This is a genomic window from Lederbergia sp. B243.17 (assembly GCF_057657925.1).
Map to the genome: position 1 here is coordinate 53,866 of NZ_JBWBKF010000034.1, position 23,536 is coordinate 77,401.

Genomic DNA, 23,536 nt, shown 5'->3' on the forward strand with positions numbered 1-23,536 from the left:
CATGGATCCTGGCAAACTTGATCAGCGCATTACCTTTCTGCATCCACCAGGCGGCGTCTCCGACAGCGGTTTTGTCAACGACGATTGGACTGAGCATAAGACGGTATGGGCGTCCCTCAAAACGCTGAAGGGGCGTCTTTTTTATGAGGCGGCAGGTACGAACTTGGAAAACAACCGCATGTTTCAGATTCGGTACCGTAAAGACCTTAACAGCCGTATGCGAGTCCGTTGGAGAGGCGTGGACCATGAAATCATCAACATGGAGGACGATGACGGTCAGAAGAAGACGATAACGCTGTACTGCAAGGCGGTGAATGCGGATGATGCAGTTTGAGGGTATGGACGAATTGATTCGAAAACTCAACCAGATCGGCGAAAAGGGAAAGCAGATCGAAGAAAAGGCACTGAATGAAGCGGCGGACATGCTACTCGACAAAATTTCCGTTGAGGTCCCATATGATACCGGTCAGTTGGAAAAGTCCATCGAAAAATCGCCGGTGAAAGAAGGACGCATCGAAATAGGGCCTTCTGCTAAAGGTTTCTATGGTCGTTTCATCGAGTTTGGCTATTATAACAAGCGAGCAAAGCGACAGATTCCACCTCGGCCGTGGCTCGCTCCGACTTTTGAGCGCAATTCAACGGACGTTCAACGGATTATGGCTGACTCGGTGAAACGGGAGCTGGGAATATGAATACATTCGTCTATCAAACTCTTACCAAAACAGGCCTGCCTGTCGGTCGCCTGCGGAAGCCTGGAACTGCGGCAGAATACATCGTCTTTTACCCTTACAACGAGTATCCAGGTCGCCATGCGGACAACCGGGAGTACCAAACGAAATACTCGTACCAGGTCGACTACTTCACCAAGCGGGATCCTGATCCTATGGCGAAGGAAATCTTCCGGGTGATGACAGAAGCAGGATTTATGAGAATCACAAAATTCGATGAATACGAAGAGGAAACGGGATACTACCGAGTGGTGTTCCGTTTTTCTTATGCAAAGGAGACGATTTGAATGGCTGAGAAAAGCGAATCAATCGAAAGCATAAAAGACAATGAAATAGTCACAAATTCATTGTACGAGTGTCTGAAATGCGAACATCGTGAAAAGGTTCGAGGATCCAAAAAAGGTTACAGCGAAATAAGGATTTGTCCAAAGTGCCAAGGGGCTTTTATAGATGTCTACAAAATCGGACAGTTTAAAGAAGCTTCTAGAAAAGTAGGCAAACAAGCTGAAAAGACAGGTAAAACGATCGCGAAATCATTAGTAAAGATTGACCTCGATGTTTCCAAGGCACTCAAAGGTTTAAAAGCCGTCCAACGTGAAGCGAAGAAAACTGGCCGTGCTTTGCGGGAAGTAGAGGGGTTGAGCCGTTTTTCTGATGATGACCTGATTGAGGAGTTGGGAAAACGGGGCTGGAATATATCGACTGCAACGTTGTGGGCTGACGATAGTGAAGAACCTGAAATAAAAGATATGAAATTGAAAAAGGAGACTGATACAAATGCCAGCAATCACAGGAATTGAACAATTATATGCAGCTGTTATGAATGACGACGGAACGTATGAGACGCCGAGGAAATTAAAGCCGTTGACTTCTATCGGGGTAACACCTAACACAAACACAGCGACCCTGTACGGAGACAACAGGGCGGTTGAGGTAGCAGAGACTCAGGGAGATATTGATATTTCTATTGGCGTCACGGAGCTGACCGACGAAGATTACGCTTTTCTTCTCGGAAAGAAGATTAACTCAGAAGGCGTCATTGAAGATAGCACCGATGATGTGGCACCGTATGTTGCCCTCGGCTTTGCTGCCACGAAGTCAAATGGCGCCAAACGGCTGTCCTGGTACTACAAAGGCAAATTTACGACGCCGGCAGAAACCATCAACACCAAAGGCGAAAACGTGGAGTTCCAGACGCCGACCATCACAGCCAAGTTTATGGCTCGCGAGGATGGAAAATGGAGAGCGCGTGTTGATACGGATAACGCCAAAGTCACAGATGAAGTGAAAAACGGATGGTTCGATAAAGTCTACGAGCCGGCCACAGCACCAATCGTATAAGGCAGCCACGTGCTGCCTTTTTTCTTTAATTAAAAATTAGGAGGAAAATAACTTGAATATCACTCTACGAATCAATGGTGAAGATCAGAAATTTGTTGCCCCATTTGTCCCCGCACTTGTTTGGAGAAAGTTTCTGGAGTACCGAAGCAAAATGGACTTCGCAGACCTGACCGCGAACGATCTCGACAAGTTGGTTGAACTGGTAGTGATCACTTTTGAAAATCAATTCACCGTCGATGATTTTTACTATGGACTCCCTAGTGATCAGCTTATGGACACGATATTCAAATTTGTTGTCAATGGCGGCAAAGATGAGGGAAACGAACAACCGGAAAAAAAGTAACTTTCGAGCAAGCGTATAAAAATTTAAAACGATGGTATTTGCAACTAATAAAACAAGGATGGACACTGCCCGATATTGATCGGATGGATGTCCATTTTTTCTTTGAATTAATGGAGCCAGAACCGATCTATATCGATCAGCTTGATTACATGTAAGTTGGAAAGGCGGTGAGGAACATCGCAGAAGTAGGCGCGTTAAAAGTCAGTTTGTCCCTTGATTCGGCTTCTTTTACGCAGTCAATGCAAAGCGTGAATGCGAATCTTAAAAATCTGAAATCCGAGCTGGCCCTTACCAAGTCAGGCGGGAAAGATTTCGAGAAATCACTTGAAGGCATGCGGGCGAAGTCTGATGTTTTGACCCGGACTTTCGAGGCCCAGAAGCAGAAAGTATCCCAGCTGAAGGCGGAGTATGAAGAGTCGGTCCGCACAAAGGGCGCCGATGATGCGGCAACGCAAAAGCTGGCCACGCAATACAACTATGCTGCCGCCCAGATGAACAAGACAGAGGCACAGTTGAAGTCATTGAATGGAGAGATTCAGAAGCAGTCCAGTAGCTTTACGCAGGCCGGACTCAAAATGCAGGAATTTGGCAACAAGTTGAAGGGCATCGGCGAGGGAATGACCAATGTCGGGAAATCGCTGACTACCAAAGTGTCCTTGCCAGTTACCGGTCTGGGCGTAGCTGCCTTCAAAGCCGCCGTGGACTTTGAGTCAGCTTTCGCCGGTGTAAGGAAAACAGTCGACGCTTCGGAAGCCGAGTTTGCAGTCTTGTCAAAAGGCATCCGGAACATGGCAAAAGAGATCCCGGCAGCTGCCACAGAAATAGCAGCAGTTGCCGAATCAGCGGGACAGCTCGGAATAAAGCGAGAGGATATTCTCCAATTTACCCGCGTCATGGTCGATTTGGGCGTAGCGACTAACATGAGCAGTGAAGAGGCAGCTACTGCACTCGCACGGTTGGCCAACATCACCCAGATGCCGATGGAGAACATTGATCGGCTCGGTGCGACGATTGTTGGCTTGGGGAACAACTTGGCTACAACAGAGTCGGAGATCGTAGCAATGTCTCTCCGGTTAGCGGGTGCTGGCCATCAGGTCGGTATGTCCGAAGCCCAAATTTTATCCCTAGGAGGAGCATTATCATCTGTTGGGATTGAGGCAGAGGCCGGAGGATCCGCATTTTCGCGGGTTATGATCGAGATGGCGCTCGCCAGTTCAGCAGGAGAGAAATCGATCAAGGGTTTTGCTGATGTCGCAGGTATGTCCGCAAAAGATTTCCAAAAGGCCTTTAAGGAGGATGCGGCAACAGCCATTATTACCTTTATCGAGGGACTGGCGCGGATGTCGAAAGAGGGAGAGAACGTCTTCCAAACCCTTGACGATCTTGGACTGTCCGAGATTCGAGTCCGAGACGCATTACTCCGAGCGAGTGGAGCCGGTGATCTTTTCCGCAACTCGATGGAGCTGGGTAACCAAGTGTGGAAGGAAAACACCGCACTTACCAACGAGGCCTCAGAGCGCTATAAGACAACAGCTTCCCAGATTAAGATTCTATGGAACAACGTCAAGGATCTCGGCATTCAGTTTGGAGAGGTTATGCTTCCTCACGCTCAGAAGTTCATCGACGTTGCGAAGGATTGGACCCAACGTTTCCAAGGGATGTCGACAGAAACGCAGGAAATGGTCCTTAAACTAGGACTGTTCGTTGCAGCAGCTGGTCCAGTTCTCACCGTTACTGGTTCGATTGCTACTGGTGTAGGTAGCCTCATCACTGCAGCAGGAACAGCCTCCATAGCCTTTGGGGGTGCTGGCGGATTAGCGGCGGCAATGAGTAGTTTTGGTACGGCTACCCTAGCTGTAGCGACCGGCCCTGTGGGAATTGGTATAGCTGCCCTTGCCGCACTCACGGTCGGAGGGGTTGCTTTATATAAGCACATGCAGAAGGCCTCCTTTGAATCGCAGGTATTTGGTGATGAAGTATCGGAAGCGACTCAGAAAGCAGTTGGAGCTTATCTCGAGCTTGATGAGAAAGCAACTGTTGCCGTAAACCAGCTTGCCTGGAGCCAGCAGAGAGTCACCAAAGAGATGGCGGACAGTATTACAGGCACTTATAACGAGATGTTTGCCCAGATCAAATCGAGCATGGAAGAAAGCCACGCCGAAAGAATTGCCTCCATTGAGGAGATGTTGGGCAATTCGATCTCTCTTACCAAAAGGGAGAAGGACGAAATTGTTGCCAGCGTAAAGGAGTCTCAAGATCAGCAAGCCAGGAGTGTTGAGGAAGGGCAGAAAAGGATTAATGAAATATGGAAGCAAGCGTCGGATGAAAAACGTGGTCTTACAGAACGTGAAGAACTAGTCATCGCCACCATACAGGAAAGAATGAAAACCACTGCAGTGAAGGTGATGAGTGAGTCCGAAGCTGAGCAAAAGGCGATCCTGGAGCGAATGAAATTAGAATCGGAGAAGATAAGCTCAGAACAGGCAGCAGCCGTTGTAAAAAATTCCTTGAAACAAAAAGATCAGGTTGTAAAAGAGGCAGAGGAGCAATACCAAAAAACTATCGCTGAAATAATCCGCCTTAGAGACGAGTCGAATGACATTTCTGCTGAAGTGGCCGAGAAGTGGATGCGGGACGCCAAAGAGCAGCGTGACACAGTTGTTCAGCATGCCGAATCTATGCATCGGGATGTTATCAAAGAGGCAAAGGCTCAAGCTCAGGAGCACGTTAACCAGGTGAATTGGGCAACCGGCGAAATCAAAACAAAATGGGAAGCACTGACCACCGACATGGGAGTCAAGTCTGGCTTAATGGCAGTAAGTGTTACCCAGAAGTTTAAGGAAATGAAAGATGGTGCTGTCGGCAAGGCAGAGGAGATGCGAGCGGACACCCTTGCAAAGATTGAAAAGATTAAAACTATCGGAAGTCGCACTTTTGACGATTTGAAAATAGCTGTCGAAACAAAAATGGGCGAAGCCAAAGGAAAGGTCGTTGCTAAGTGGAACGAGGCAGAGAAGTTCCTTCTAAGCATCAACTTGGGTTCAATCGGAAAAGACATCATCCAAGGGTTGATCAATGGGATAGAGAGCAAAGCAAAGGATATCTCCACAAAGGTCTCCAACATTGCAAACTCTATTCCGAAAACTATTAAAGCTGCTCTTAATATCCAGTCACCGTCCAAAGTGACAACAAAACTTGGGGAAGACACAGGAGAAGGTTTTGCAAGAGGGATTAGCAAAAAGCAAAAGGCTGCAGAAGCAGCAGCCAAGAAAGCCGCCACAGCTGCAACGAAACGATTCAAGGAAGCAATGGATGGCGCAAGTTACAAGTTCAAAATGGACGAGGTTGACGCCACGGCTTACATTAAATCGTTGGAGAGCGTCAGAGCGAACTATGCGAAGACTCCTGATCAGGTGCGAAAAGTCAATCTTGAAATCAAGAAGGTGCAGGAAGCGTCCGCCAAGGAGCTTGAAAAGCTACGAAAAGAGGCGGCCAAGAAAAAAGAGGAGGAAGAAAAGGCAGCCTTTGAGTTTTCAAAGAACTGGATCGCCGCAAGAAAGCAGACCAACGAGATGTCCCTCATGGAAGAACTTGCTGCATGGGAACGGGTACAAGGTCGCTATAATGAAGGCACAAAGCAACGGATTGAAGCTGACAAGGCTGTTCTTGCCACCAAGAAAAACATCAACGACGAGATGGTGAAAATAAACGATGAGTATCTGAAGAAAGTCGGGGAAGTTAATCAGAAGCTGATCGAGGATGAAAAAAAGCTCAATCAGGAGTACGAAAATGCCCTGGCGTCCAGGACGAATTCTCTTTATTCATTCGCAGGCATATTTGATGAATTAAAAGAGCGCTCAGATGTTAGTGGGGTCCAGCTGATGCAAAACCTACGGAGTCAAATCGTAGTGTTTGCCGAATGGGCCCGCAATATTGAGGAGTTAGCAGAAAAAGGTATCGACAAGGGACTACTGGATGAACTTCGTGCCATGGGCCCGAAAGCTGCTGCCGAAGTTGATGCTCTTAACCGTTTAACGGACAAGCAGTTGCAGGAATACGCGGGGTTATGGAAAACCAAGAATGAATTGGCCAGGCGTCAGGCTACCAGCGAACTTGAGGGTCTCCGAAAGGATACAGACAAGAAGATTAGTGAACTTCATACCAACTCTGCTAATCAGTTAGAAAAGTTGCGGGTTGAATGGGATAAGAAAATCAAGCAGATTCGGACCGGTACAACGTCTGAATTTACAGCCATGAATGCCAGTATGACCAGCATTGGCAACGATACAATCAGAGGTTTGATGGACGGCATTAAACAGATGGAAGGGCCTTTGATAAGACAGGCGAGAGCTATTGCCGATTCTGTCGCTGCCACGATGCGGGACGCATTAAAAATCAAATCTCCATCCCGAGTTACTATGGAGATGGGTAACTTCTTGGGTGAAGGTCTTGAAGAAGGTATGGGCGCTAAGCTTAAGGCTGTCACAGACATGGGCAAGAAGCTGGCAATGGCGGCGATTCAGCCTGTCGGTGAGTTTAGCATGCCAAGTGTTTCAGCATTCAATATTCCTTACATGGATCAGATTGCGACAGTTATTAGTGCAGCTTTCAAAGGCACTGTGCCTGACGTTCCTGGAGACAGCCGTAAAGGTGATGTCATAATCCAACAGGAAAATAATTTCTACAGCACCAAGCCGACCCCATCAGAAGACGCTCGATTGCAGAAGCGAGCTTTGCAGGAATTGGCTTATAACTGGAGGTGAGACGGTGCAAAAACTTATCTATACAAACAGTCTAGGTGAGACGGTCGAGTTTTCGCATCGTCCGCCTTTTTTATTATCTGGCATTGAGGGGCTAGGAGATGTAGAAGCAGAAATGCAACTGCAGAAATCTCCATTTCAAGATGGATCAACACTTACTGACACGTTGCTGGGTGTGCGGCACATTAGCTTGCAAATCTCAGTTATAGGCACGAGCCGGGAGGACATCTCATCGAAGCGAGAGCAGCTTGCCCGCATCTTCAATCCAAAGTTAAGGGGAAAGCTCACGTATGTAAATGAACGTACTACCAAGGAAATTGAAGCCGTTAGCGAGCATGTACCCAAGTTCCCTGGGGAGAGAGGCCCGACTTATCAAATCGCCTTGATCAACTTACTCTGCCCATCACCTTACTGGCAAGACATCAACCCGACAAACGTCAAGCTGGAGGACTACGTTTCGAATTTCAGCTTTCCATTTTCGTTCCCGGTTTCGTTTGCCGCACGGGGAGACATGCGAACGCTGATCAATGGAGGACATGCTCCGGCACCTGTGAAGATTACCTTCCGAGGAGAGTCCATCAACCCGAAAATTACAAAGGTTGATACTGGTGAATTTATCCGAGTCAAACGGACGATTCCGGAAGGGTATTCATTGGTGATCACGACAGGCTTCAACGAAAAGGCTGTCCGCATAGTTGCGCCAGACGGCGTGGAGATGAACGCAATGGGCTATATCGATTTGGATTCGTCATTCTTCAGCTTGGATGTGGGCGAGAACCGGCTTTCCTTCATTACAGAGGGCGGCAAGCCGGATGTGTATGTGGAATATAGAAATCTCTTTTTGGGGGTGTAGCATTTGTTAGCAACAGAGTTAATTAACCATTTACAAAAAGCGATTGAACAATACGGCGACAAGAAAGTCTATGTTGATTGTACATTGGAAGGCCTATCAACAGAATCCCGTGGGGTTTACCTTGACGTAGAGTCGAATATTTTCAGAATAGGCGATGAGGACTTCGAGGAAGTGGAAGATTTTGTGAAAGAACGAGGAGAGAAAAGCGGATATAAAATTATAGAATTGAGGTGATAACATGGCAGAGAAATTTAGTTTCTTTGATCCCGTGCTCCATGATGGCTTGCCTGATCGGGAATATAATGCCCAGGAGTTTACAGATTACTTTGCTTCACTGGTGACCACGGGAATCATGAAGGGTGCCGGCGCTGAATTGAAGGTGACGACCAATGGCTCGAATATGGTCACAGAGATTGATACCGGCATTGCGTTTATCGAGGGAAGGTTTTATGCCAATACATCAAAGTTGGCACATACGCACGACACGGAGTCTCTTGGAAAGAGCCGGATTGACCGGATAGTCATTCGGCTGGATTTGAACACTGAAGCTAGGCATGTAAGGTCGTTCGTCAAAAAAGGTGTAGGTTCAGCTTCGCCTGTGCCGCCTGTCTTAACTAGAACCGACAAAGTCTATGAAATTTCAGTTGCCCAGGTGAAGGTCATCGGTGGCCAGACATACATCAATGTTTCAGATGTGATAGATGAACGGGAGAATGAGAGTGTATGCGGTTGGGCAGGGTCTAAAATTCTTCCCAATTTTGACGCGGAGGGGCTTCAGGCTGTTTTAGATGCGGTTAATGGGCATATAGCGGACACGGAAATCCATTTGAGTAGCAGATCGGGTAAATACTGCGCTCTTATTATGGACTGGAATAACGCCAAAACTAACGGGTGGTTTATGGGGAATAACGCTAAAAACCAGCCCCCTCAATATGACGAAGACACGTGGTTTATGGGCGAGGTAATCGCACACAATGACCAATATATTGTGCAAAGAATTGTGCAATTTACTGACCCTAAATTACCGACGTACACACGCGCCTGTGTCGGTGGTTCGTGGGGGGAATGGGAATTAGTTGTTACATCGAAATTAGAGCCGGAGGTTATTTTTCCATTAAACGCCGGATACGAACACCCAGCATCTTACACTGGAATAAAGCCGTTGTCTTTCTTCAAAGATCCGTTTGGTATAGTCCATTTACAAGGGTACGTTCACAAAAATTCAGGGGCTGGAACTACCGTAGGGTTCCTTCCCGTTGGGTATAGGCCCGACAAGGATCTTACGGTGTATGGCACACAATCGCAACTTAACGAAACTAACAGTGCTATTTTCATTAGACCGAACGGGGAGGTAGCGGCAGCTCTTTCCGCCCCTGCGGGAACATCTATTTTCGCAACGTTCAGAGCGTATAACTGATGGGAGGGACTGATATTATGAAGCACGCTTATGAGTTAGATGAACAGGGCTTTATTATCGAAAGATATTTGGTAGACGATAAAGAAGAGCCGGAAGGCATGATAACTGTTCAACTTCCTCAACCTTTGCCTTTTCATAAGCCACGATGGGATGGTGAGAAATGGGAGGAAGGAGCGACACAAGAGGAAATTGACGAAATAACAAGAGTTGAACCTACTCCACCAACAGACACGGAACTCCTCGGTCAATCAATGACCGAGCGAGAACTAGAAGCAATTCAACAAGGGCAGCAGATCACAGACATGGATATCCGATTACTAATGCTTGAAATGGGGGCGAATTCATTATGACTCTCTTTGAATCATTGAAAATGAGGTATGAAAAGAACTGGTGTCGTAAAGATCAATTGCAGCAGTACGTCAAGCTTGGAGCGATAACGCCAGAGCAATACGAGGAAATTACAGGGGAACAGTATAGCGCCAACTAGGCGTATTTTATATGAAAAAGGCAGGCGATTAAACTGAAACCCATCCGCATTTTCACACCAAATATCGATTTGCTTGGAGAGATTTCGAATTATGAATCTCTCTTTTTTGTGCGCTCTTGGCATGGCATCGGCGACTTGGAGCTGCGTATCAATCGGTACAAAGCCTATACCGACACCCTGCAAAAGGGGAATGTAATTGTAGTCGGCCGGGACAAGCATAAAGCCTATCAGATCGTCCATCGGGAAATTGAACTAGATGAACAGGGGAAGGCGACAGAGAACTGGCTGATCAAGGCGCTGGAACTAAAGGCAGTGACCGGCCAGCGCCTTACTTTGCCGCCTGCTCATACATCACATGACAATCGGGCAGCAGCAGCCGAAACGGTCATGAAGCATTATGTAAATCGTAATGTGGTCAGTCCGGTTGACGCCAGGCGGAAGGTCCAGCAATTAATCATCGAGCAGGATGTCGGACGTGGCCCTCATGTAGACTGGCAATCTCGTTTCAAGAATCTGGCGGAGGAACTGGCCGACATCTCCATGCTCTCCGGTATCGGCTGGGGAACGAGAATTGACTACGATTTGCAGAAGTGGATATTCGAGACGTATGAAGGCAGGGACCTATCTGTTAATCAAGACGATCACTCACCGGTCATTTTCTCTCCGCAGTTCGATAACATCAAGAACATGCATTTCGTGGACAGCGATCTGAACTACAAGAACACTGCTTATGTCGCCGGGCAGGGTGAGGGCGTGGAACGCCGTGTGGTTGAGTTAGGGCAGGCGACAGGTCTTGCCCGCAGAGAACTGTTTGTGGATGCCAGGGATGTATCAGAGGAAACAGATGATGAAGAACCGGTGCCGCGGCCAGTCGCTGATATTGTGCGCGACTTGACCAATCGGGGCGAGAACGCCTTGGCAGAACTGCAGCAAGAATTGTTTCTGGAAGGACAGATCCTCACCGAGTCCACTTTCGTTTATGAAAAGGATTGGGACCTGGGCGACATCGTTACTCTGCAGAATGCTGGCTGGGACATCACGATGGACAGCCGCATCACAGAAGTGAAGGAGATTTATGAGCCTTCCGGCTTTCAGCTTGAAGCGACATTCGGGTTCAGCCGGCCGACACTAATCAGCAAGATCAAGCAGGAGCTTGCAGGGATGCGGAATGAAATTGTGAGATAAGGAAATACAGTTTAAAAAAAGAGACCGATTCTCAGTCTCTTTAGCAAAAAAGCATTATGATTAACATGCATAAAGTTTCCACCTATACAGTGACGGTTTAAACGGTCTCTATACAGCATGTTTTATAAAACTCAACACCAAAAGCAGTTACTCTTGAATGTTTTTTTACAATTTTAGGTTCTTTATCTCCCATTGCTGTAGCTCTCTGCTTTGCTATGTCGATTACAGGATGTTCAGATAAGCAATTATAAAATTCTACATCGAGTAATCGAGAATCTGATATTGTTATTAACCCTAATCTGGAAAGATTATTTAGATAACTAGTTATTGAAGATGGATTAACACAATTCGCAGTATCACCAAGATCACTGAAGTTTTGAATTACAGGAACGATACCGTTGTCAGAGTAAGAGGCAAATACATCCATTAAAGGAAATGCACCATCGGCAATATGTTTAATGATTTTAGCCTCGTCAGGGTGAAGTTGCTTGATAATCTCAACAAAAGATGGGTGTGCGCTTTTTGTTTTATCATTGTTTATCGATGATGCTACCAAGTTAGTAAACATAGAACGAAGTTCTTCATTTTCAAAATAAAACTTTGAAGCTTCTAAAGTTGGACCAATTATATGTAGTGGCGGTTCAACTAGTTTTTCTTCAGGAATTGCGGATACTTTATCCTCTAGTTCTTGTTTAAATTGATTTAGTGCAACCAATCTTTTGTGTTCAAGCTTCTGTGAATATAATTCCACATTCCCAAATACTATATCCCATACAGATGAGAGTGTGCTGCCAACAGATGTTGCGACTGGGGTTAGTGCATTATCTAAGAACTTTGGAAATAAATTTATTTCAGTCAATCTTCTCACCTCCTTCAAAAGGTAATTATACCTAAAATACGGAAAGGTGGATAAACAAATGGAAATGATTTATGAACATCCATGGTTAACAACGTGGTTTATCTTTTGGATATTTTTTTGTTTGTCTAGTGTATTAACAATATCAAAGAAAAAACAATAGCTTGAATGGGGGGGGAGATTAGATTTGAAGTAGTTAAAAAGATTCAGGAAGAAGAAGGAATTATGCCCTCTTATGTTGAATGTTGGAAACGTGACATGAAGAGGGAGGTGAGAAATATGGAGAATAAAGACTACCTTTTGGGAGCTCTGATCTCAGCTGTTAATGAGACGGATTTTTCGATAGCGGTAACTGTAATCGTAGGAGGTCGAAGCTTTACTGGGGAGCTAATTTCTTATAAAGAGTACCTGAGTCAAATAGGAGAAACTTTTGGTCAATCAAACGATGAGTATGGGTTAGGAGAAAAGTTTCAAGAGCTGTTTGGAGAGTTAGCACGAAAAGTGGGAGGAGAAGCTCCTGAAGACACTTCAAAACAAGAACCTAACTTTATTCATATGAAAAACGTTAAAGCACAGCCGGATAATTTTGACTTTCCGCTATGGAGGGCGAAACTAAGTGCAATTGACGCATTTGTACTTGGAAGACTAGAAATATACTAATTAATGAAGAACGTCCCCCGCGGGCGTTCTTTTTGTTTATAGAGAGGGAAAAGTAAAAGGGGGAGTGAGTATGCCAGATAAGGAAAAGGAGCCGTTTAGCATGTACGACAAAATGCGTGAGCATGACGATGCGATCAGCAATCACGGGGAGCGGCTTACCAGTCTCGAGGAGAGTGACCGGCGGCAGGAGGCAAGGATTAAGCTGCTGGAGGACAATGCTATCCGGTTGGAAAACACTGTTATGTCGGAGGCGCGGGAAACACGATCAACGATGGAGAGAAATACGGACAGGTTATTCGGCATCGTTCATGATGCGATGGCCATGAGTACAACGCAGGAAGCCCAGCGGCATGAGTTACGACTTACCAAATGGGATAAGGTGACAACAATTCTATTAAAGGCTGGCGGCGGTCTGGTGGTCTTGGCGAGCGGGGGCGGAGCGATCTATTACCTTATCGCTCATTTACTTACAAAATGAGGAGGCAATTAAAATGAATGCAGACAAACTAAAACAATATTTCGCACTTTTTGGAGGACTGCTGTCGGCGGTCCTTTTATTTTTGGGTACGATCAATGTACATTTTGATTGGTTTAATGAGGACAGCATTGATGGGTTCGTAGGGGTATTGTCCGCTGCTGTCCCCTTCATAATCTTGCTCTATAGTGTATGGAAAAATACCTTTGTTATAACAAAAAAGGCGAGGGTGCAGGAAAAAGAGTTAAAAAGATTGGGGCTGAAATAACATGCCGAAAAAGATTGCAATCGATGCTGGGCATGGCGGATTTGGAGTCACGCCTGGCAAACGGACACCGGCCGGGGAGTATGAATGGCACTTTAATGATAAAGTCGCCGTTGCAGCTATTCAGCGGTTAAAGGAATACGGCTTCCAGGTGCTGCGCTTGGATGATCCGACTGGAAAAACGGACGTCCCTCTCAAAACGAGGACCAACAAGGCAAACCAATGGGGCGCAGATCTGCTGATCTCCATTCACCACAACGCAGATAAAGGTGTATGGGGCTCTCATTCCGGCACAGAGACATATACCTATCTCGGCTCCTGGCCGTCCGCAGAGCGATTGGCCGGTATTGTCCAGCGGCGCCTTGTCGGAGCGTATGGTCTGCGAGACCGCGGCTTAAAAAAGAAGGATCTTCATATGTGCCGAGAATCCAAGATGTCGGCCATTTTAGTAGAGGGCGGCTATATGGACAGCACCATCGACATTAAAAAGTTGCGGGATGACAAGGTGTTGGCTGCAGCAGGCCGGGGAATTGCGGATGGTGTGGCAGAATTCTTTGGATTATCGGTAATAAAGGAGGCACAAACGGTGGCAGAGAAAAAACAGACATGCGCCTTTCCAGATGCGCAGAAGTGGGTCGTGGAACAAAAGATTTCCGACGGACAGCGACCGAAAGACCCTGTAACTCGTGAAGAGGTATGGGAAATGATGTTCCGGGAGCAGAAGAAATAAACAAAAGGCCCGGCGATTTGCCGGGTCCTCTTCAAAAAGGAAGCTGATCATCCAATTCATGAAATCTATCCTTGTGGTAAGTCGCGTACAACTGCAGCACATCCTCGGTGACGTCCTCGCCAGCCACCTCCACTTTTTCGGGCATAACCTCGACACTTGAATCTCTCACCTTGCCCAAGACAGCATGCAAGCCTATTTGTGCCGGGTTATAGTTGGCGGGAACGCCATAGGTCGCTGAGTTTAATGAACGGCCTTCTGCTGAATTTAACACGATACTGACGGTTATCCTCATGCTTAACGTTCAAAATCCTTTTCAATTACTTTTGCCTGTATTTTCGGGAACCCTGTTGTGGAATCATCCCCTACATATACCCCATAGACCGTTATGACGTCCCCTTTTTTGAAAGAAACCTTATTTTCAATATCATTTAAAATGTAATACAGGCCATCTTTATCAGCTAAGACGAAGGTATCATTAAGTTTGATTTCGCCACTTGAATCAACTTCACCAGTTAATTTTACTTTTGAAGAACCACTTACTTCACCGTCCGCGAATTGGACGAATGTGTAACTTGCCGCATCTGCTTTGTATCCTTCAATATCAGGCGACATGAAAAAAGCGACCACTCCGATAATGAGGGATAGAACTAACAGAGACCCTCCGCCAATCAAGAAGCCTACTCCCAGTTTTCTCGTCCCCTTTATAACTACTAAAACCACTCCTGCAATGAGAACGAGTAATGACAAGATCACCGCTAATAAAAACACCAAATCTCCCCCTATTTCTCTGTTCGTGTTATTTCCTTAATCTTACATGGTTGCCAACTAGGGCGCAATGCCTACAATTACTCCTCATTCATTTCCCCGAGACTGTCTAACGGTATTCCTAGTTCACGTGCGAGTATAAACGATTGGCGCAGATCCGGCTGCGTCCGATTTTTCACCCACCGGACAAACGTTTGTTCAGACACTCCGCATTTTTCCGCCAGGTATTTATGCTTAATTCCTTTTTCACTGGCCCAGTAGGCTATTTTATTGAAAAACATATGAGATCACCTTCTTTGGTATTACCATTCTGCACAATAAGTTAAATTCCTTTTAATGTTTTTGGTAATAAAAATTAAATTAAATGTTAATAGACAAGCAATATTTGTAGATTCGCCCATACACTGAAGTAATCACTGACAAAGGAGATGACATCATGGATCCATTCACAGCAGGATTGGTCGGAATTGGCGCAATTGGCGGTTCGTTGTTTTTGATTGGTACTTTGCAAAATGCCGGCGTCCGGATAAATGAAACAGCAGTCAAGATGGTTCTGGAGGTCACCAAGTACGGCAGCTTCTATTTTCTCATCAGGGAGATGGCGAGGGTGTTTACCTGAGTACACGAAGCGACGAAGGAGTTCCAATCCAAATGAACAAAAATAAACAAGCCAGATTACTACAACACCAAGAGAATGAATATGTCACTGACTAATTCACCCAAAGACGTAGCGAATGAAGGAGACAGTGACAGAACAAATGAAGCAGACAGAGGCGTTAACCATGAAGGGGTCAGAGTGGGTTACAGAGAGGATTGCAAAGAAGGGGTGACTGTCGATGGAAATGATGGAATGGGAAAAGGCCAAAGACATTGTTGATCGTAGTGGCTGGGACGGATTCATGGATCATTTGGATGATGGAGCAGAACCTTATGCAGTCAGTCAGCATTGGTACGACGACCCGAAATACATTTGCAAAGTAAAAGGCAAGTATGGGGATAAAATAATCGGCTGGAAGGGCGTGCATGACAATGCTTGAATGGCTGATACTCCCGGCTGCTATCGGAGTTGCAGCCGCAATACCGAAAAAGCGCAACGAACGCAAAATCATCGAAACTATATTCGAAAACAGGCGGATTTGCATCAAAAAGGGTGATCGTGAGCAGTATCCTCAATTTTTATCGAAGCACCCCCAAGACAGCCATACGACGTACATTTATAGCTTGCCCTTGGGAATACCCTCGGATGCTATGACGAGCATAGAAGATGCCCTTGGCGAAGGTCTGAATCGAGAAATCGAATGGGAATACGAAGGCGTGCTGAAAATTAGGGTGTTCAACAAGAAGCTGCCCGAATCATGGAATTATAACGAGGAACTGATCCGACCAGGAACATGGGAAGTGCCGGTTGGTCGGGACCAGCGAGATATTTACTATCATGATTTTGAAAAGTACCCTCATATGCTGGCGGGCGGCACGACTCGTTTCGGTAAAACCGTGTTCCTAAAAAACGTATTTGCCACGCTTCTGTTGAATAATCCCGATGATGTGGAGTTTTATATTCTGGATCTGAAAGGCGGATTGGAGTTTTATAAATACTCTCGGCTTCCCCAGGTGAAGGGCATCGCCTGTGACCTGTTTGAAGCAGCCGAAATGTTGAACACCATTGTCCAGGAAATCAAACAGCAGGAGGCTTATTTCCGGGCTCATGGCTTGACGAACATCATCGACACGCCAATCAAGAAGCGAAAATTCATCATTGTAGATGAAGGAGCTGAACTGGCGCCGGAGTTAATCCACAAAGAGCATAAACAGTACGCACAGTTCTGCCAGGCGGCCCTTGGGGAGATAGCCCGCATCAGTGGAGGGTTAGGGTATAGGTTAATCTTCTGCACGCAGTACCCGACACGTCAGGCTGTCCCGGCGCAAGTTAAAATCAACATCGTGGCAAAGGTTTCGTTTCTAATCCCCGAAGCAGTCGGTAGCAGGGTCATCCTGGATGAAGAAGGGGCTGAGAAGTTGCCGGCAATCCCTGGCCGTTGCATTTACAAAGTGGAAAAGAAGCGGATCCTGCAGGCGCCGTACATCACAGATCAGCAAATGTTTAAAATGATGGAGGAGATACTCGGTGAGACAGGAAAGGCTAGAGAATCTGTTAACGACAATCGACAACATGCGGGCGGTGACGGTGCGCCAGCTGTCAAAGATTCATGATCTCGGCGGTTACCGCAATGCCTGCCGGGTGGTTACGCAGTTGGCACCTTATACCCACCAGTATCGCTCCATTGAAAAAGTCATTTATTTGAACAAGGCTGGGAGAGACTTGATCGGCAGCTCGCGCGAAGTTAAGTTCTCCCCGGTTATTGAGCATACCCTTTTGGCGAACGATGCTTACCTCTATTTTAACTGCCCAGTGGATTGGCGCGTGGAGGTTCCCTTGGAGTTTGCAGAGCAGCCGAAGGGCTTGGTATTCAATTTCGGAACATCTGCCTTGAAGCCGAAAACAAAGCAGGTCGTTGCTGATGCAACATTTACCCGGAACGGCTATATCTATATTGTTGAAATAGACAATACCCGGCACATGCAGGATAACCTCAAAAAAATAAAGTCCTACCAGGACATCTGGCAGGACATAAAAAACAAATATCAGCTGCAGCCGGTTTTATATTTCTTCACGGTGAGCGAAGTCCGTAAGAAGAAACTGCTGGCTGCAGCAGGTAAGATGCGCTCGGAAGTGCTGACTTTTGATGCGATAAAATGACTTAGTTATATCATATCCCTTGAGGGCAGGCGTGAGGGCACAAAGCAGCTGATCGGGGTAACGCATAAAGCGCCAATTATGGTGGAACCCCACCTGTCTATTTTTCTATTCCCTACGGCTTCTCCCAGTAACGATCGTTGCATCTGGTTTTCTCAGGACTATGTGAGCTCCTATGAAAAAGCAGATTCGAAATCCACCATTGTTAACCTCAGAAATCACCAAAGCCTGGTTATCCCAATCTCTCTTTCCTCATTTGAAAACCAGCTGCATAGAACATCAAGGCTGAGAATTACCCAAATCCAGAACATCAAACAAATGGAACAGTTCAAATGGCAGCCGAAATCGAGGGGCCTAAAACAAAAAGACATTGAACATACGAATCCTTCCAAACCGGAAGAAAAGGATTGAAGGACAACTATTCATAAGAGAGAAGAAAGCGATTTCTACGCTTTCTTTTCTTTGTTTTTTCGGGGCTTTTTGATCAGGTGTAGTAGGAGTATTACATGAAGCATGCAGAAAAACTCACCGATGCTACTTCGATGAAATTGTAAGTTTCTTTATCCCAACACCTGCTGTTACCCTTTCCTGTTTAAAATCCGGTATTTGGTGGGGGTTAAAGTAGTTCGCTTCTTAAACTGTCGCATGAAGTGAACGTCGTTTTGATAACCACATAAACTCGATATTTCAACGACTGATAAATCTGATTCGATTAAAAGCTCTTTGGCATAAGTAATACGGCTCTCTATCACATCCGACATACAGGAGATGTTAAAAATATTTTTATAAATACTTTGTAAATAACCGCCGCTTATATGCAGTTTATTAGCCATTAATGGTATTGACCAATTATTTTGCGGGTTGCTGTATATTTCACTTCTGAGTTTAATTAGTTCATCATGGATTTTTGATTGCCAGGGGTGAAAGTCCTTGAACTCTATTTGTTCTTTCGTTTTTATGAATAAAATTCGCATTAAATATTCGATGGTTTGCTCCTTGTAAGGATTGTTTGAATAAAACTCATTTGCCATCTTTTGAATCAAATCGGATATCAAATAAGGATTTGAGATATACAATGGTGTATTTAGCTCAATTGGACATTCGTTAAGAAAGAGCGGATCAATTTCAAAATGTATCCAGTCATTTTTGTACTCCACTTCACTTGTCTCGTATTGATGGGGGAAATTTCGATCATAGATTATGAGGGTATCAGCAGGAGTAGCTATCGACTCTCCGTTTATAGTGAATACTGCTGGAGTTTTTGCAAGCAATAAAAGATTCCATTCATATCCTTTAGGACGATTAACGGAAAAGTATTTGTCATGTGTCGTATTACAACCCATCCGCAGAATTTTAAACATAACGTCATCACCTTAGAATAGATCAGTTTTATCTTATTATATTTTATTGGAAACAGAGAGACAATTCTTTATATTTTAACTATGATCTAGAACTTGGTATTTGGTTCCGTTTGACTTTTTATCAGTAATCTAAGTGTTGTAAAAGTTATTGAAAAGTACAAGGATATGGGGGAAGTAATAGGATGAATACGAGATTATTTCAAAACCACATTATACGTAAGGAAATTCCTCTAGACCCTATCTGGGATTTTCACACCTTGAATTCGGAGGGGGAAAAACAGGAGCATTTTAAAATGCTTGTTCCTTGTTGTTGGGAGAGTAATCCTAAACTGGTGTCCTATAAGGGAAAGGCCGTCTATTCTAAGAAAGTAACCTTTGGAGGTAATGCTCGTCTGGTATTCAAAGGAGTCAGCCATACGGCACATGTCTATTTGGACAATAAGCAGGTTGGGTACCATTACAATGCTTATACGGAATTTAGCGTATTGTTACAGAATATCCCTTATGGTGAACATTTACTGGAGGTTAAGGTAGACAATTCTTTTCATGAAGAGTCTGCCCTGCATGTGAGCAATGATTACTATTCGTACGGTGGAATTACCCGCCCGCTAGTAATGGAAGAGATAGGTGAAATGTTTATTAAAAATGTTCACTTTGTTCCATATCGGAAAAATGAAAAATGGTATGCATCAATCAGTTCCTCGATAAGCAATCTGTCCAATGAGCAAAAGAATGTGACCTTGAAAATTAAGATCGGGGATGAGGAAGTTCTCTTTCCTGACAAAGTACTTCCGCCTAACACTGAAACAATATTTGAGAATACCTTTGAATTCCCTTTTGTAGATGCCTATAAATTGGAAAATCCTAAATTGTATATGATGGATGCCAAGCTTTTATACGATGATAAAGTTGTGGACGATTGCATAGACAGGGTAGGCTTTCGCGAAATAAAAGTCGACGGGAAGGATATACTGTTTAATGGAGAAAAATTGATCATTAAAGGTGTAAACCGCCATGAAGATTATGCAGAATTTGGTTGTGCCATCCCTCTTGAAGCAATGTATCGTGACATCGAGATTATTAAATCATTAGGTGCGAATTGCGTTCGTACTAGCCATTACCCTAATGATGAGCGTTTCCTGGATTTATGCGATGTAAATGGGATACTAGTATGGGAAGAGTCTCATGCACGAGGATTAAATGAAGAACAGATGAGACATAAAAACTTTGAAAAACAAAGTTTGGATTGTATTAAAGAAATGATTGAAAATCATATAAACCATCCATCTATTTTTGTATGGGGGATTTTAAATGAATGTGTGAGCAACACAGAGTTTGGGAGATCCTGCTATGCCAGGCAGATTGAACTTATTAAGAGCTTGGATTCCAGCCGTCCTGTATCCTTTGCCAGTCTTGAAGCGTATATAGGATCCGACTTGTGTCTGGACCTGGTTGATATTGTATCTTTTAATATCTATCCGCGTTGGTATCATGATACACCGGTAAAAGATTCACTGAGCGCTCTTAAAAATTTCGTTAATAATACGGCTGGAGCAGGTAAACCAATACTGATTAGCGAAATAGGGGCCGGCGCAATTTATGGTTTTAGAAGTAATAATCGGGAAAAGTGGACTGAAGAATACCAGCAGCATGCCTTAACGGAACAAGTAACTTCTATTTTATCTGATGCAGATTTAAGCGGTGTGATTATCTGGCAGTATGCAGATTGCAGGGTAGACAAGGGCTGGTTTCACGGAAGGCCAAAGTCCCAAAATAATAAAGGGTTAGTCGATATTTATAGAAGAGAAAAGCTTTCTTATGGGAAAATAAAGGAAATATTCCATTCGTACTAAAGACACCTGAAACAAAAAGATATGAACATCAGAATCCGCCAATCCGGAAGAAAAGGATTAAAGGACAACTATTCATAAGAGAGAAGAAAGCGATTTTACGCTTTCTTTTCTTTGTTTTTACGGGAGGGCTTTTCGATCAGGTAGTAGTGCATCAACTCTTCGGTGCGGTTGCGCAGACGCGGGTTAAAATAATTATGCTGTTCCTCGTACCCTTTGTATAAGAATATGTACATCGTAAAGGCCTCATCCGATTTTAGCCGCTCCACTTTAATGCCGTTTCTGAACAGGAATTTCCGTGTTTCCGCTAAGTCCGCCTGTACAGCCCGCATCGTTTCCTCAATCAGATCCAAATACGGTTGCTTGAATTTGAAAGGGCTCTTTTGCACGACGAGCAAATCGCGGTTGAGCACGGTCAGGAGCATCGGCAAGTAAATGGCCTGTTCAATCATATCGCGCTCATGCTTCGGTATTCGTGTCATAAACAGCCTCCTCTCTTATAGAACGTATGTTCGAATCTTTATTTTACTGAGTTACCGGCCAAATAGCAAGCTGTATTCATAGGATGATTCAATTTTTCTAAAAAATTCAAAAGAACAAGCAGGAAAATTACTTTGGGTGGCGAAATATTAATGACGGAAGCAAATTTACATAAACGAAGGGTGAAAGTAGATGAACAACAGCAAAGGGATTCAGCCAGAAGATCTGTACAAGTTGGAATCAGTCGCCTCTCCGCAATTGTCACCAGATGGAGAAGAGGTAGTCTATATCGGGACACATATCGACGAAGAGAAAAATGATTATGTTTCCAACTTATATCATATCCACCTCGGCCGTAAGGAAACCGCCCAATGGACTTTTGGTGAAGACAAGACGAGCGCACCTTCCTGGTCTCCGGATGGCAGCAAAGTAGCCTTTGTCTCGACAAGGAGCGGAAAGCCGCAGATTTATGTACTTGAGAAAGCAGGCGGAGAAGCGAGAAAGCTGACAAATGTCAAAAACGGAGCGTCCAATCCTGTCTGGTCGCAGTGCAGCGGAAAGATCGCTTTCAATGTGAAGCTGGGGAAAGACGATTCAATCCATGATACTGAGGAGAAGAAGAAGGAAGAGAAAAAGCCGAAACCGCTTGAAATAGAGAAAATGAAGCATAAATCTGATGCCGGAGGATTTTTGGATCTCGGCCAATATACGCAAATTGCGATTGCTGAACTGGAAACTGGAGAAGTTTCGCTAGTAACAGAAGGGGAACAACATCATCAGCTCAGTTCCTGGTCTCCGGACGGCAAATACATTGCCTACACTGCTGATTTGTCGGAGGATACTGATTTTTCCTTCTCGAACGACCTGTTCCTGCTTCATACCGAGGACCGCACAACGGAGAAGGTAACGGGCGGAACGGGTATGTTCTACCATTCGTCCTGGTCTCCTGACAGCCGCTATCTCTCTTTCTTCGGCAGCGAGCGGGAGTTTGAAAATGCGACTCATGCGAAGGTGTGGGTTTACGATTCGGCTGAAAAGTCGCTCCAGTCGATGACGGACGGGCTGGATGCCCCTGCCGGCGATTTCATGGTAGCGGATTTTCTGCAGGGGGTAACTATGCCTGCAGTTCAGTGGCTCGATGACAGCAAGAGTTTTTATTTCCAGGTCACTGACCAGGGAAATACAGGAATTTACTTCGGCAATCTGTCGGGAGAACTATATCCTGCGATGAATCAGGATGAGTATGTTTACGGGTTCTCGCTCGATTCGAAAAGGGACCGTGCTGTCGCGGCGATCAGCAGTCCTACAGAACCCGGCGATCTATACCTCGTCAATTTAAAGGACGGCAGCCGAGAAAGACTGACGAACGTAAATGCAGCTGTTTTGGAAGGAAAGACACTATCGAAACCGGAAGCAATTGAATTTGAGGGGGCCGAAGGCTGGACGGTAAAAGGCTGGATCATGAAGCCTGTCGGCTATGAAGAAGGAAAAAAATATCCGCTTGTGCTTGAAATACATGGCGGCCCACATGCGATGTACGGCAATGCCTATTTCAATGAGTTTCAGATTCTGGCAAACGCCGGATTTGCCGTGCTTTACGCCAATCCGCGCGGCAGCCATGGCTACGGACAGAAATTCGTCGATGCTGTCCGCGGAGACTACGGCGGAAATGATTACCGAGATCTGATGGCTGCGGTTGATTATGCCCTTGATACGTATGATTTCATTGACCAAGACCGTCTGGGGGTCACGGGAGGAAGCTACGGCGGGTTCATGACAAACTGGATCGTCGGTCATACGAACCGTTTCAAGGCCGCTGTCACACAACGCTCGATTTCGAATTGGATCAGCTTCTATGGGGTCAGCGATATCGGTTATTATTTCACCGACTGGCAGATCCAGGCAGACTTCAGCGAGCTGGATAAGCTTTGGGATCATTCACCGCTGAAATACGTGGATCAGGTCGAGACTCCGCTGTTGATTCTCCATGGTGAAAAAGATTATCGCTGTCCGATTGAGCAGGCTGAACAATTGTTCATCGCCTTGAAACACCGCGGGAAAGAGGCTAAGTTCGTCCGCTTCCCTGATTCAAACCATGAATTGTCCCGGAGCGGGAATCCAGCACTTCGTATCAATCGCCTGGAATACATCCGCGACTGGTTCTTGCAATACGTATGATGATAGGGAAACCGGGGGGAGCATCTGTCCCCCGGTTTTTTTGTCGG

The 23,536-nt window shown here is 45.3% G+C and carries 30 protein-coding genes; 24 read left to right on the forward strand and 6 right to left on the reverse strand.

Going from position 1 to position 23,536, the window contains the following annotated elements:
- Position 1 precedes the first annotated feature (1 nt).
- From AC0TWI_RS05270 to AC0TWI_RS05330, 13 genes are all read left to right on the forward strand, one after another.
- Complete coding sequence (locus AC0TWI_RS05270) at positions 2 to 334, forward strand: phage head closure protein (RefSeq protein ID WP_488125282.1); 333 nt, start codon at positions 2 to 4, stop codon at positions 332 to 334.
- A complete protein-coding gene (locus AC0TWI_RS05275) occupies positions 321 to 692 on the forward strand; it encodes an HK97-gp10 family putative phage morphogenesis protein (protein ID WP_488125283.1) in 372 nt (123 codons plus the stop codon). The genes AC0TWI_RS05270 and AC0TWI_RS05275 overlap by 14 nt, the downstream gene beginning before the upstream one ends.
- On the forward strand, positions 689 to 1,015 hold the full coding sequence (locus AC0TWI_RS05280) for a hypothetical protein (protein ID WP_488125284.1): 327 nt from the start codon (positions 689 to 691) through the stop codon (positions 1,013 to 1,015). The genes AC0TWI_RS05275 and AC0TWI_RS05280 overlap by 4 nt, the downstream gene beginning before the upstream one ends.
- Complete coding sequence (locus AC0TWI_RS05285; protein ID WP_488125285.1) at positions 1,016 to 1,528, forward strand: hypothetical protein; 513 nt, start codon at positions 1,016 to 1,018, stop codon at positions 1,526 to 1,528.
- On the forward strand, positions 1,506 to 2,069 hold the full coding sequence (locus tag AC0TWI_RS05290) for a major tail protein (protein ID WP_488125286.1): 564 nt from the start codon (positions 1,506 to 1,508) through the stop codon (positions 2,067 to 2,069). The genes AC0TWI_RS05285 and AC0TWI_RS05290 overlap by 23 nt, the downstream gene beginning before the upstream one ends.
- A gap of 52 nt (positions 2,070 to 2,121) precedes the next feature.
- Complete coding sequence (gene gpG / locus AC0TWI_RS05295) at positions 2,122 to 2,412, forward strand: phage tail assembly chaperone G (protein WP_488125287.1); 291 nt, start codon at positions 2,122 to 2,124, stop codon at positions 2,410 to 2,412.
- Between the two features lie 167 nt (positions 2,413 to 2,579).
- Positions 2,580 to 7,175, forward strand: a complete 4,596-nt coding sequence (locus AC0TWI_RS05300; protein WP_488125288.1) for a phage tail tape measure protein — start codon at positions 2,580 to 2,582, stop codon at positions 7,173 to 7,175.
- A 4-nt stretch (positions 7,176 to 7,179) separates the two neighbouring features.
- On the forward strand, positions 7,180 to 8,025 hold the full coding sequence (locus AC0TWI_RS05305) for a phage tail family protein (RefSeq protein WP_488125289.1): 846 nt from the start codon (positions 7,180 to 7,182) through the stop codon (positions 8,023 to 8,025).
- Positions 8,026 to 8,028: 3 nt separating this feature from the next.
- The gene (locus AC0TWI_RS05310) at positions 8,029 to 8,259 is read left to right on the forward strand and encodes a hypothetical protein (RefSeq protein WP_488125290.1); all 231 of its coding nucleotides are present in this window, start codon (positions 8,029 to 8,031) and stop codon (positions 8,257 to 8,259) included.
- Positions 8,260 to 8,263: 4 nt separating this feature from the next.
- Positions 8,264 to 9,442 carry a pyocin knob domain-containing protein gene (locus AC0TWI_RS05315; RefSeq protein WP_488125291.1) on the forward strand — a complete coding sequence of 393 codons (1,179 nt, stop codon included), beginning with the start codon at positions 8,264 to 8,266 and terminating at the stop codon, positions 9,440 to 9,442.
- A 17-nt stretch (positions 9,443 to 9,459) separates the two neighbouring features.
- The gene (locus tag AC0TWI_RS05320; protein ID WP_488125292.1) at positions 9,460 to 9,792 is read left to right on the forward strand and encodes a hypothetical protein; all 333 of its coding nucleotides are present in this window, start codon (positions 9,460 to 9,462) and stop codon (positions 9,790 to 9,792) included.
- Positions 9,789 to 9,929: an XkdX family protein gene (locus tag AC0TWI_RS05325; protein WP_488125293.1), complete on the forward strand. Its 141-nt coding sequence runs from the start codon at positions 9,789 to 9,791 to the stop codon at positions 9,927 to 9,929. The genes AC0TWI_RS05320 and AC0TWI_RS05325 overlap by 4 nt, the downstream gene beginning before the upstream one ends.
- Positions 9,930 to 9,977: 48 nt before the next feature.
- Positions 9,978 to 11,114 carry a siphovirus ReqiPepy6 Gp37-like family protein gene (locus AC0TWI_RS05330; RefSeq protein WP_488125426.1) on the forward strand — a complete coding sequence of 379 codons (1,137 nt, stop codon included), beginning with the start codon at positions 9,978 to 9,980 and terminating at the stop codon, positions 11,112 to 11,114.
- Between the two features lie 97 nt (positions 11,115 to 11,211).
- On the opposite strand, the gene AC0TWI_RS05335 is transcribed toward AC0TWI_RS05330, so the two are convergent.
- The gene (locus AC0TWI_RS05335) at positions 11,212 to 11,973 is read right to left on the reverse strand and encodes a DUF4393 domain-containing protein (protein WP_488125294.1); all 762 of its coding nucleotides are present in this window, start codon (positions 11,971 to 11,973) and stop codon (positions 11,212 to 11,214) included.
- A gap of 276 nt (positions 11,974 to 12,249) precedes the next feature.
- Between AC0TWI_RS05335 and gvpU the strand changes: the two genes are divergently transcribed.
- The 4 genes from gvpU to AC0TWI_RS05355 all read left to right on the forward strand — a co-directional run bounded on the left by gvpU (position 12,250) and on the right by AC0TWI_RS05355 (position 14,100).
- A complete protein-coding gene (gene gvpU, locus AC0TWI_RS05340; protein WP_488125295.1) occupies positions 12,250 to 12,630 on the forward strand; it encodes a gas vesicle accessory protein GvpU in 381 nt (126 codons plus the stop codon).
- Between the two features lie 70 nt (positions 12,631 to 12,700).
- Positions 12,701 to 13,108 (forward strand): hypothetical protein, encoded by a 408-nt coding sequence (locus tag AC0TWI_RS05345; RefSeq protein WP_488125296.1) that lies wholly within the window; start codon positions 12,701 to 12,703, stop codon positions 13,106 to 13,108.
- A 13-nt stretch (positions 13,109 to 13,121) separates the two neighbouring features.
- On the forward strand, positions 13,122 to 13,373 hold the full coding sequence (locus AC0TWI_RS05350; RefSeq protein WP_488125297.1) for a phage holin: 252 nt from the start codon (positions 13,122 to 13,124) through the stop codon (positions 13,371 to 13,373).
- Between the two features lies 1 nt (position 13,374).
- Positions 13,375 to 14,100, forward strand: coding sequence for an N-acetylmuramoyl-L-alanine amidase family protein (locus tag AC0TWI_RS05355; RefSeq protein ID WP_488125298.1), 726 nt, complete (start codon positions 13,375 to 13,377; stop codon positions 14,098 to 14,100).
- A 31-nt stretch (positions 14,101 to 14,131) separates the two neighbouring features.
- Here AC0TWI_RS05355 and AC0TWI_RS05360 read toward each other — a convergent pair whose 3' ends face one another.
- The 3 genes from AC0TWI_RS05360 to AC0TWI_RS05370 form a co-directional block, all read right to left on the reverse strand.
- Positions 14,132 to 14,371 carry a hypothetical protein gene (locus tag AC0TWI_RS05360; protein WP_488125299.1) on the reverse strand — a complete coding sequence of 80 codons (240 nt, stop codon included), beginning with the start codon at positions 14,369 to 14,371 and terminating at the stop codon, positions 14,132 to 14,134.
- A gap of 23 nt (positions 14,372 to 14,394) precedes the next feature.
- Positions 14,395 to 14,868, reverse strand: coding sequence for a hypothetical protein (locus AC0TWI_RS05365; protein ID WP_488125300.1), 474 nt, complete (start codon positions 14,866 to 14,868; stop codon positions 14,395 to 14,397).
- Positions 14,869 to 14,945: 77 nt separating this feature from the next.
- Positions 14,946 to 15,146: a helix-turn-helix transcriptional regulator gene (locus AC0TWI_RS05370; protein WP_488125301.1), complete on the reverse strand. Its 201-nt coding sequence runs from the start codon at positions 15,144 to 15,146 to the stop codon at positions 14,946 to 14,948.
- A 155-nt stretch (positions 15,147 to 15,301) separates the two neighbouring features.
- On the opposite strand from AC0TWI_RS05370, the gene AC0TWI_RS05375 reads away from it, so the two are divergent.
- The 5 genes from AC0TWI_RS05375 to AC0TWI_RS05395 all read left to right on the forward strand — a co-directional run bounded on the left by AC0TWI_RS05375 (position 15,302) and on the right by AC0TWI_RS05395 (position 18,031).
- The gene (locus AC0TWI_RS05375) at positions 15,302 to 15,484 is read left to right on the forward strand and encodes a hypothetical protein (RefSeq protein ID WP_488125302.1); all 183 of its coding nucleotides are present in this window, start codon (positions 15,302 to 15,304) and stop codon (positions 15,482 to 15,484) included.
- A 217-nt stretch (positions 15,485 to 15,701) separates the two neighbouring features.
- Positions 15,702 to 15,902 carry a hypothetical protein gene (locus tag AC0TWI_RS05380; protein WP_488125303.1) on the forward strand — a complete coding sequence of 67 codons (201 nt, stop codon included), beginning with the start codon at positions 15,702 to 15,704 and terminating at the stop codon, positions 15,900 to 15,902.
- Entirely contained in the window at positions 15,889 to 17,076 is a 1,188-nt protein-coding gene (locus tag AC0TWI_RS05385) for an FtsK/SpoIIIE domain-containing protein (protein ID WP_488125304.1), read from the forward strand. Before AC0TWI_RS05380 ends, AC0TWI_RS05385 begins: the two co-directional genes overlap by 14 nt.
- A complete protein-coding gene (locus AC0TWI_RS05390; RefSeq protein WP_488125305.1) occupies positions 17,051 to 17,623 on the forward strand; it encodes a replication-relaxation family protein in 573 nt (190 codons plus the stop codon). The genes AC0TWI_RS05385 and AC0TWI_RS05390 overlap by 26 nt, the downstream gene beginning before the upstream one ends.
- A gap of 12 nt (positions 17,624 to 17,635) precedes the next feature.
- Positions 17,636 to 18,031: a competence protein ComK gene (locus AC0TWI_RS05395; protein ID WP_488125427.1), complete on the forward strand. Its 396-nt coding sequence runs from the start codon at positions 17,636 to 17,638 to the stop codon at positions 18,029 to 18,031.
- Between the two features lie 167 nt (positions 18,032 to 18,198).
- Here the strand turns inward: AC0TWI_RS05395 and AC0TWI_RS05400 are convergent, their stop codons facing one another.
- Positions 18,199 to 18,981 (reverse strand): AraC family transcriptional regulator, encoded by a 783-nt coding sequence (locus AC0TWI_RS05400; RefSeq protein ID WP_488125306.1) that lies wholly within the window; start codon positions 18,979 to 18,981, stop codon positions 18,199 to 18,201.
- A 182-nt stretch (positions 18,982 to 19,163) separates the two neighbouring features.
- Between AC0TWI_RS05400 and AC0TWI_RS05405 the strand changes: the two genes are divergently transcribed.
- Positions 19,164 to 20,834 (forward strand): glycoside hydrolase family 2 protein, encoded by a 1,671-nt coding sequence (locus AC0TWI_RS05405; protein ID WP_488125307.1) that lies wholly within the window; start codon positions 19,164 to 19,166, stop codon positions 20,832 to 20,834.
- A gap of 95 nt (positions 20,835 to 20,929) precedes the next feature.
- On the opposite strand, the gene AC0TWI_RS05410 is transcribed toward AC0TWI_RS05405, so the two are convergent.
- Positions 20,930 to 21,313, reverse strand: coding sequence for a YhjD family protein (locus tag AC0TWI_RS05410; protein ID WP_488125308.1), 384 nt, complete (start codon positions 21,311 to 21,313; stop codon positions 20,930 to 20,932).
- A gap of 190 nt (positions 21,314 to 21,503) precedes the next feature.
- On the opposite strand from AC0TWI_RS05410, the gene AC0TWI_RS05415 reads away from it, so the two are divergent.
- Complete coding sequence (locus AC0TWI_RS05415; protein ID WP_488125309.1) at positions 21,504 to 23,489, forward strand: S9 family peptidase; 1,986 nt, start codon at positions 21,504 to 21,506, stop codon at positions 23,487 to 23,489.
- The last annotated feature ends 47 nt before the right edge of the window (positions 23,490 to 23,536 follow it).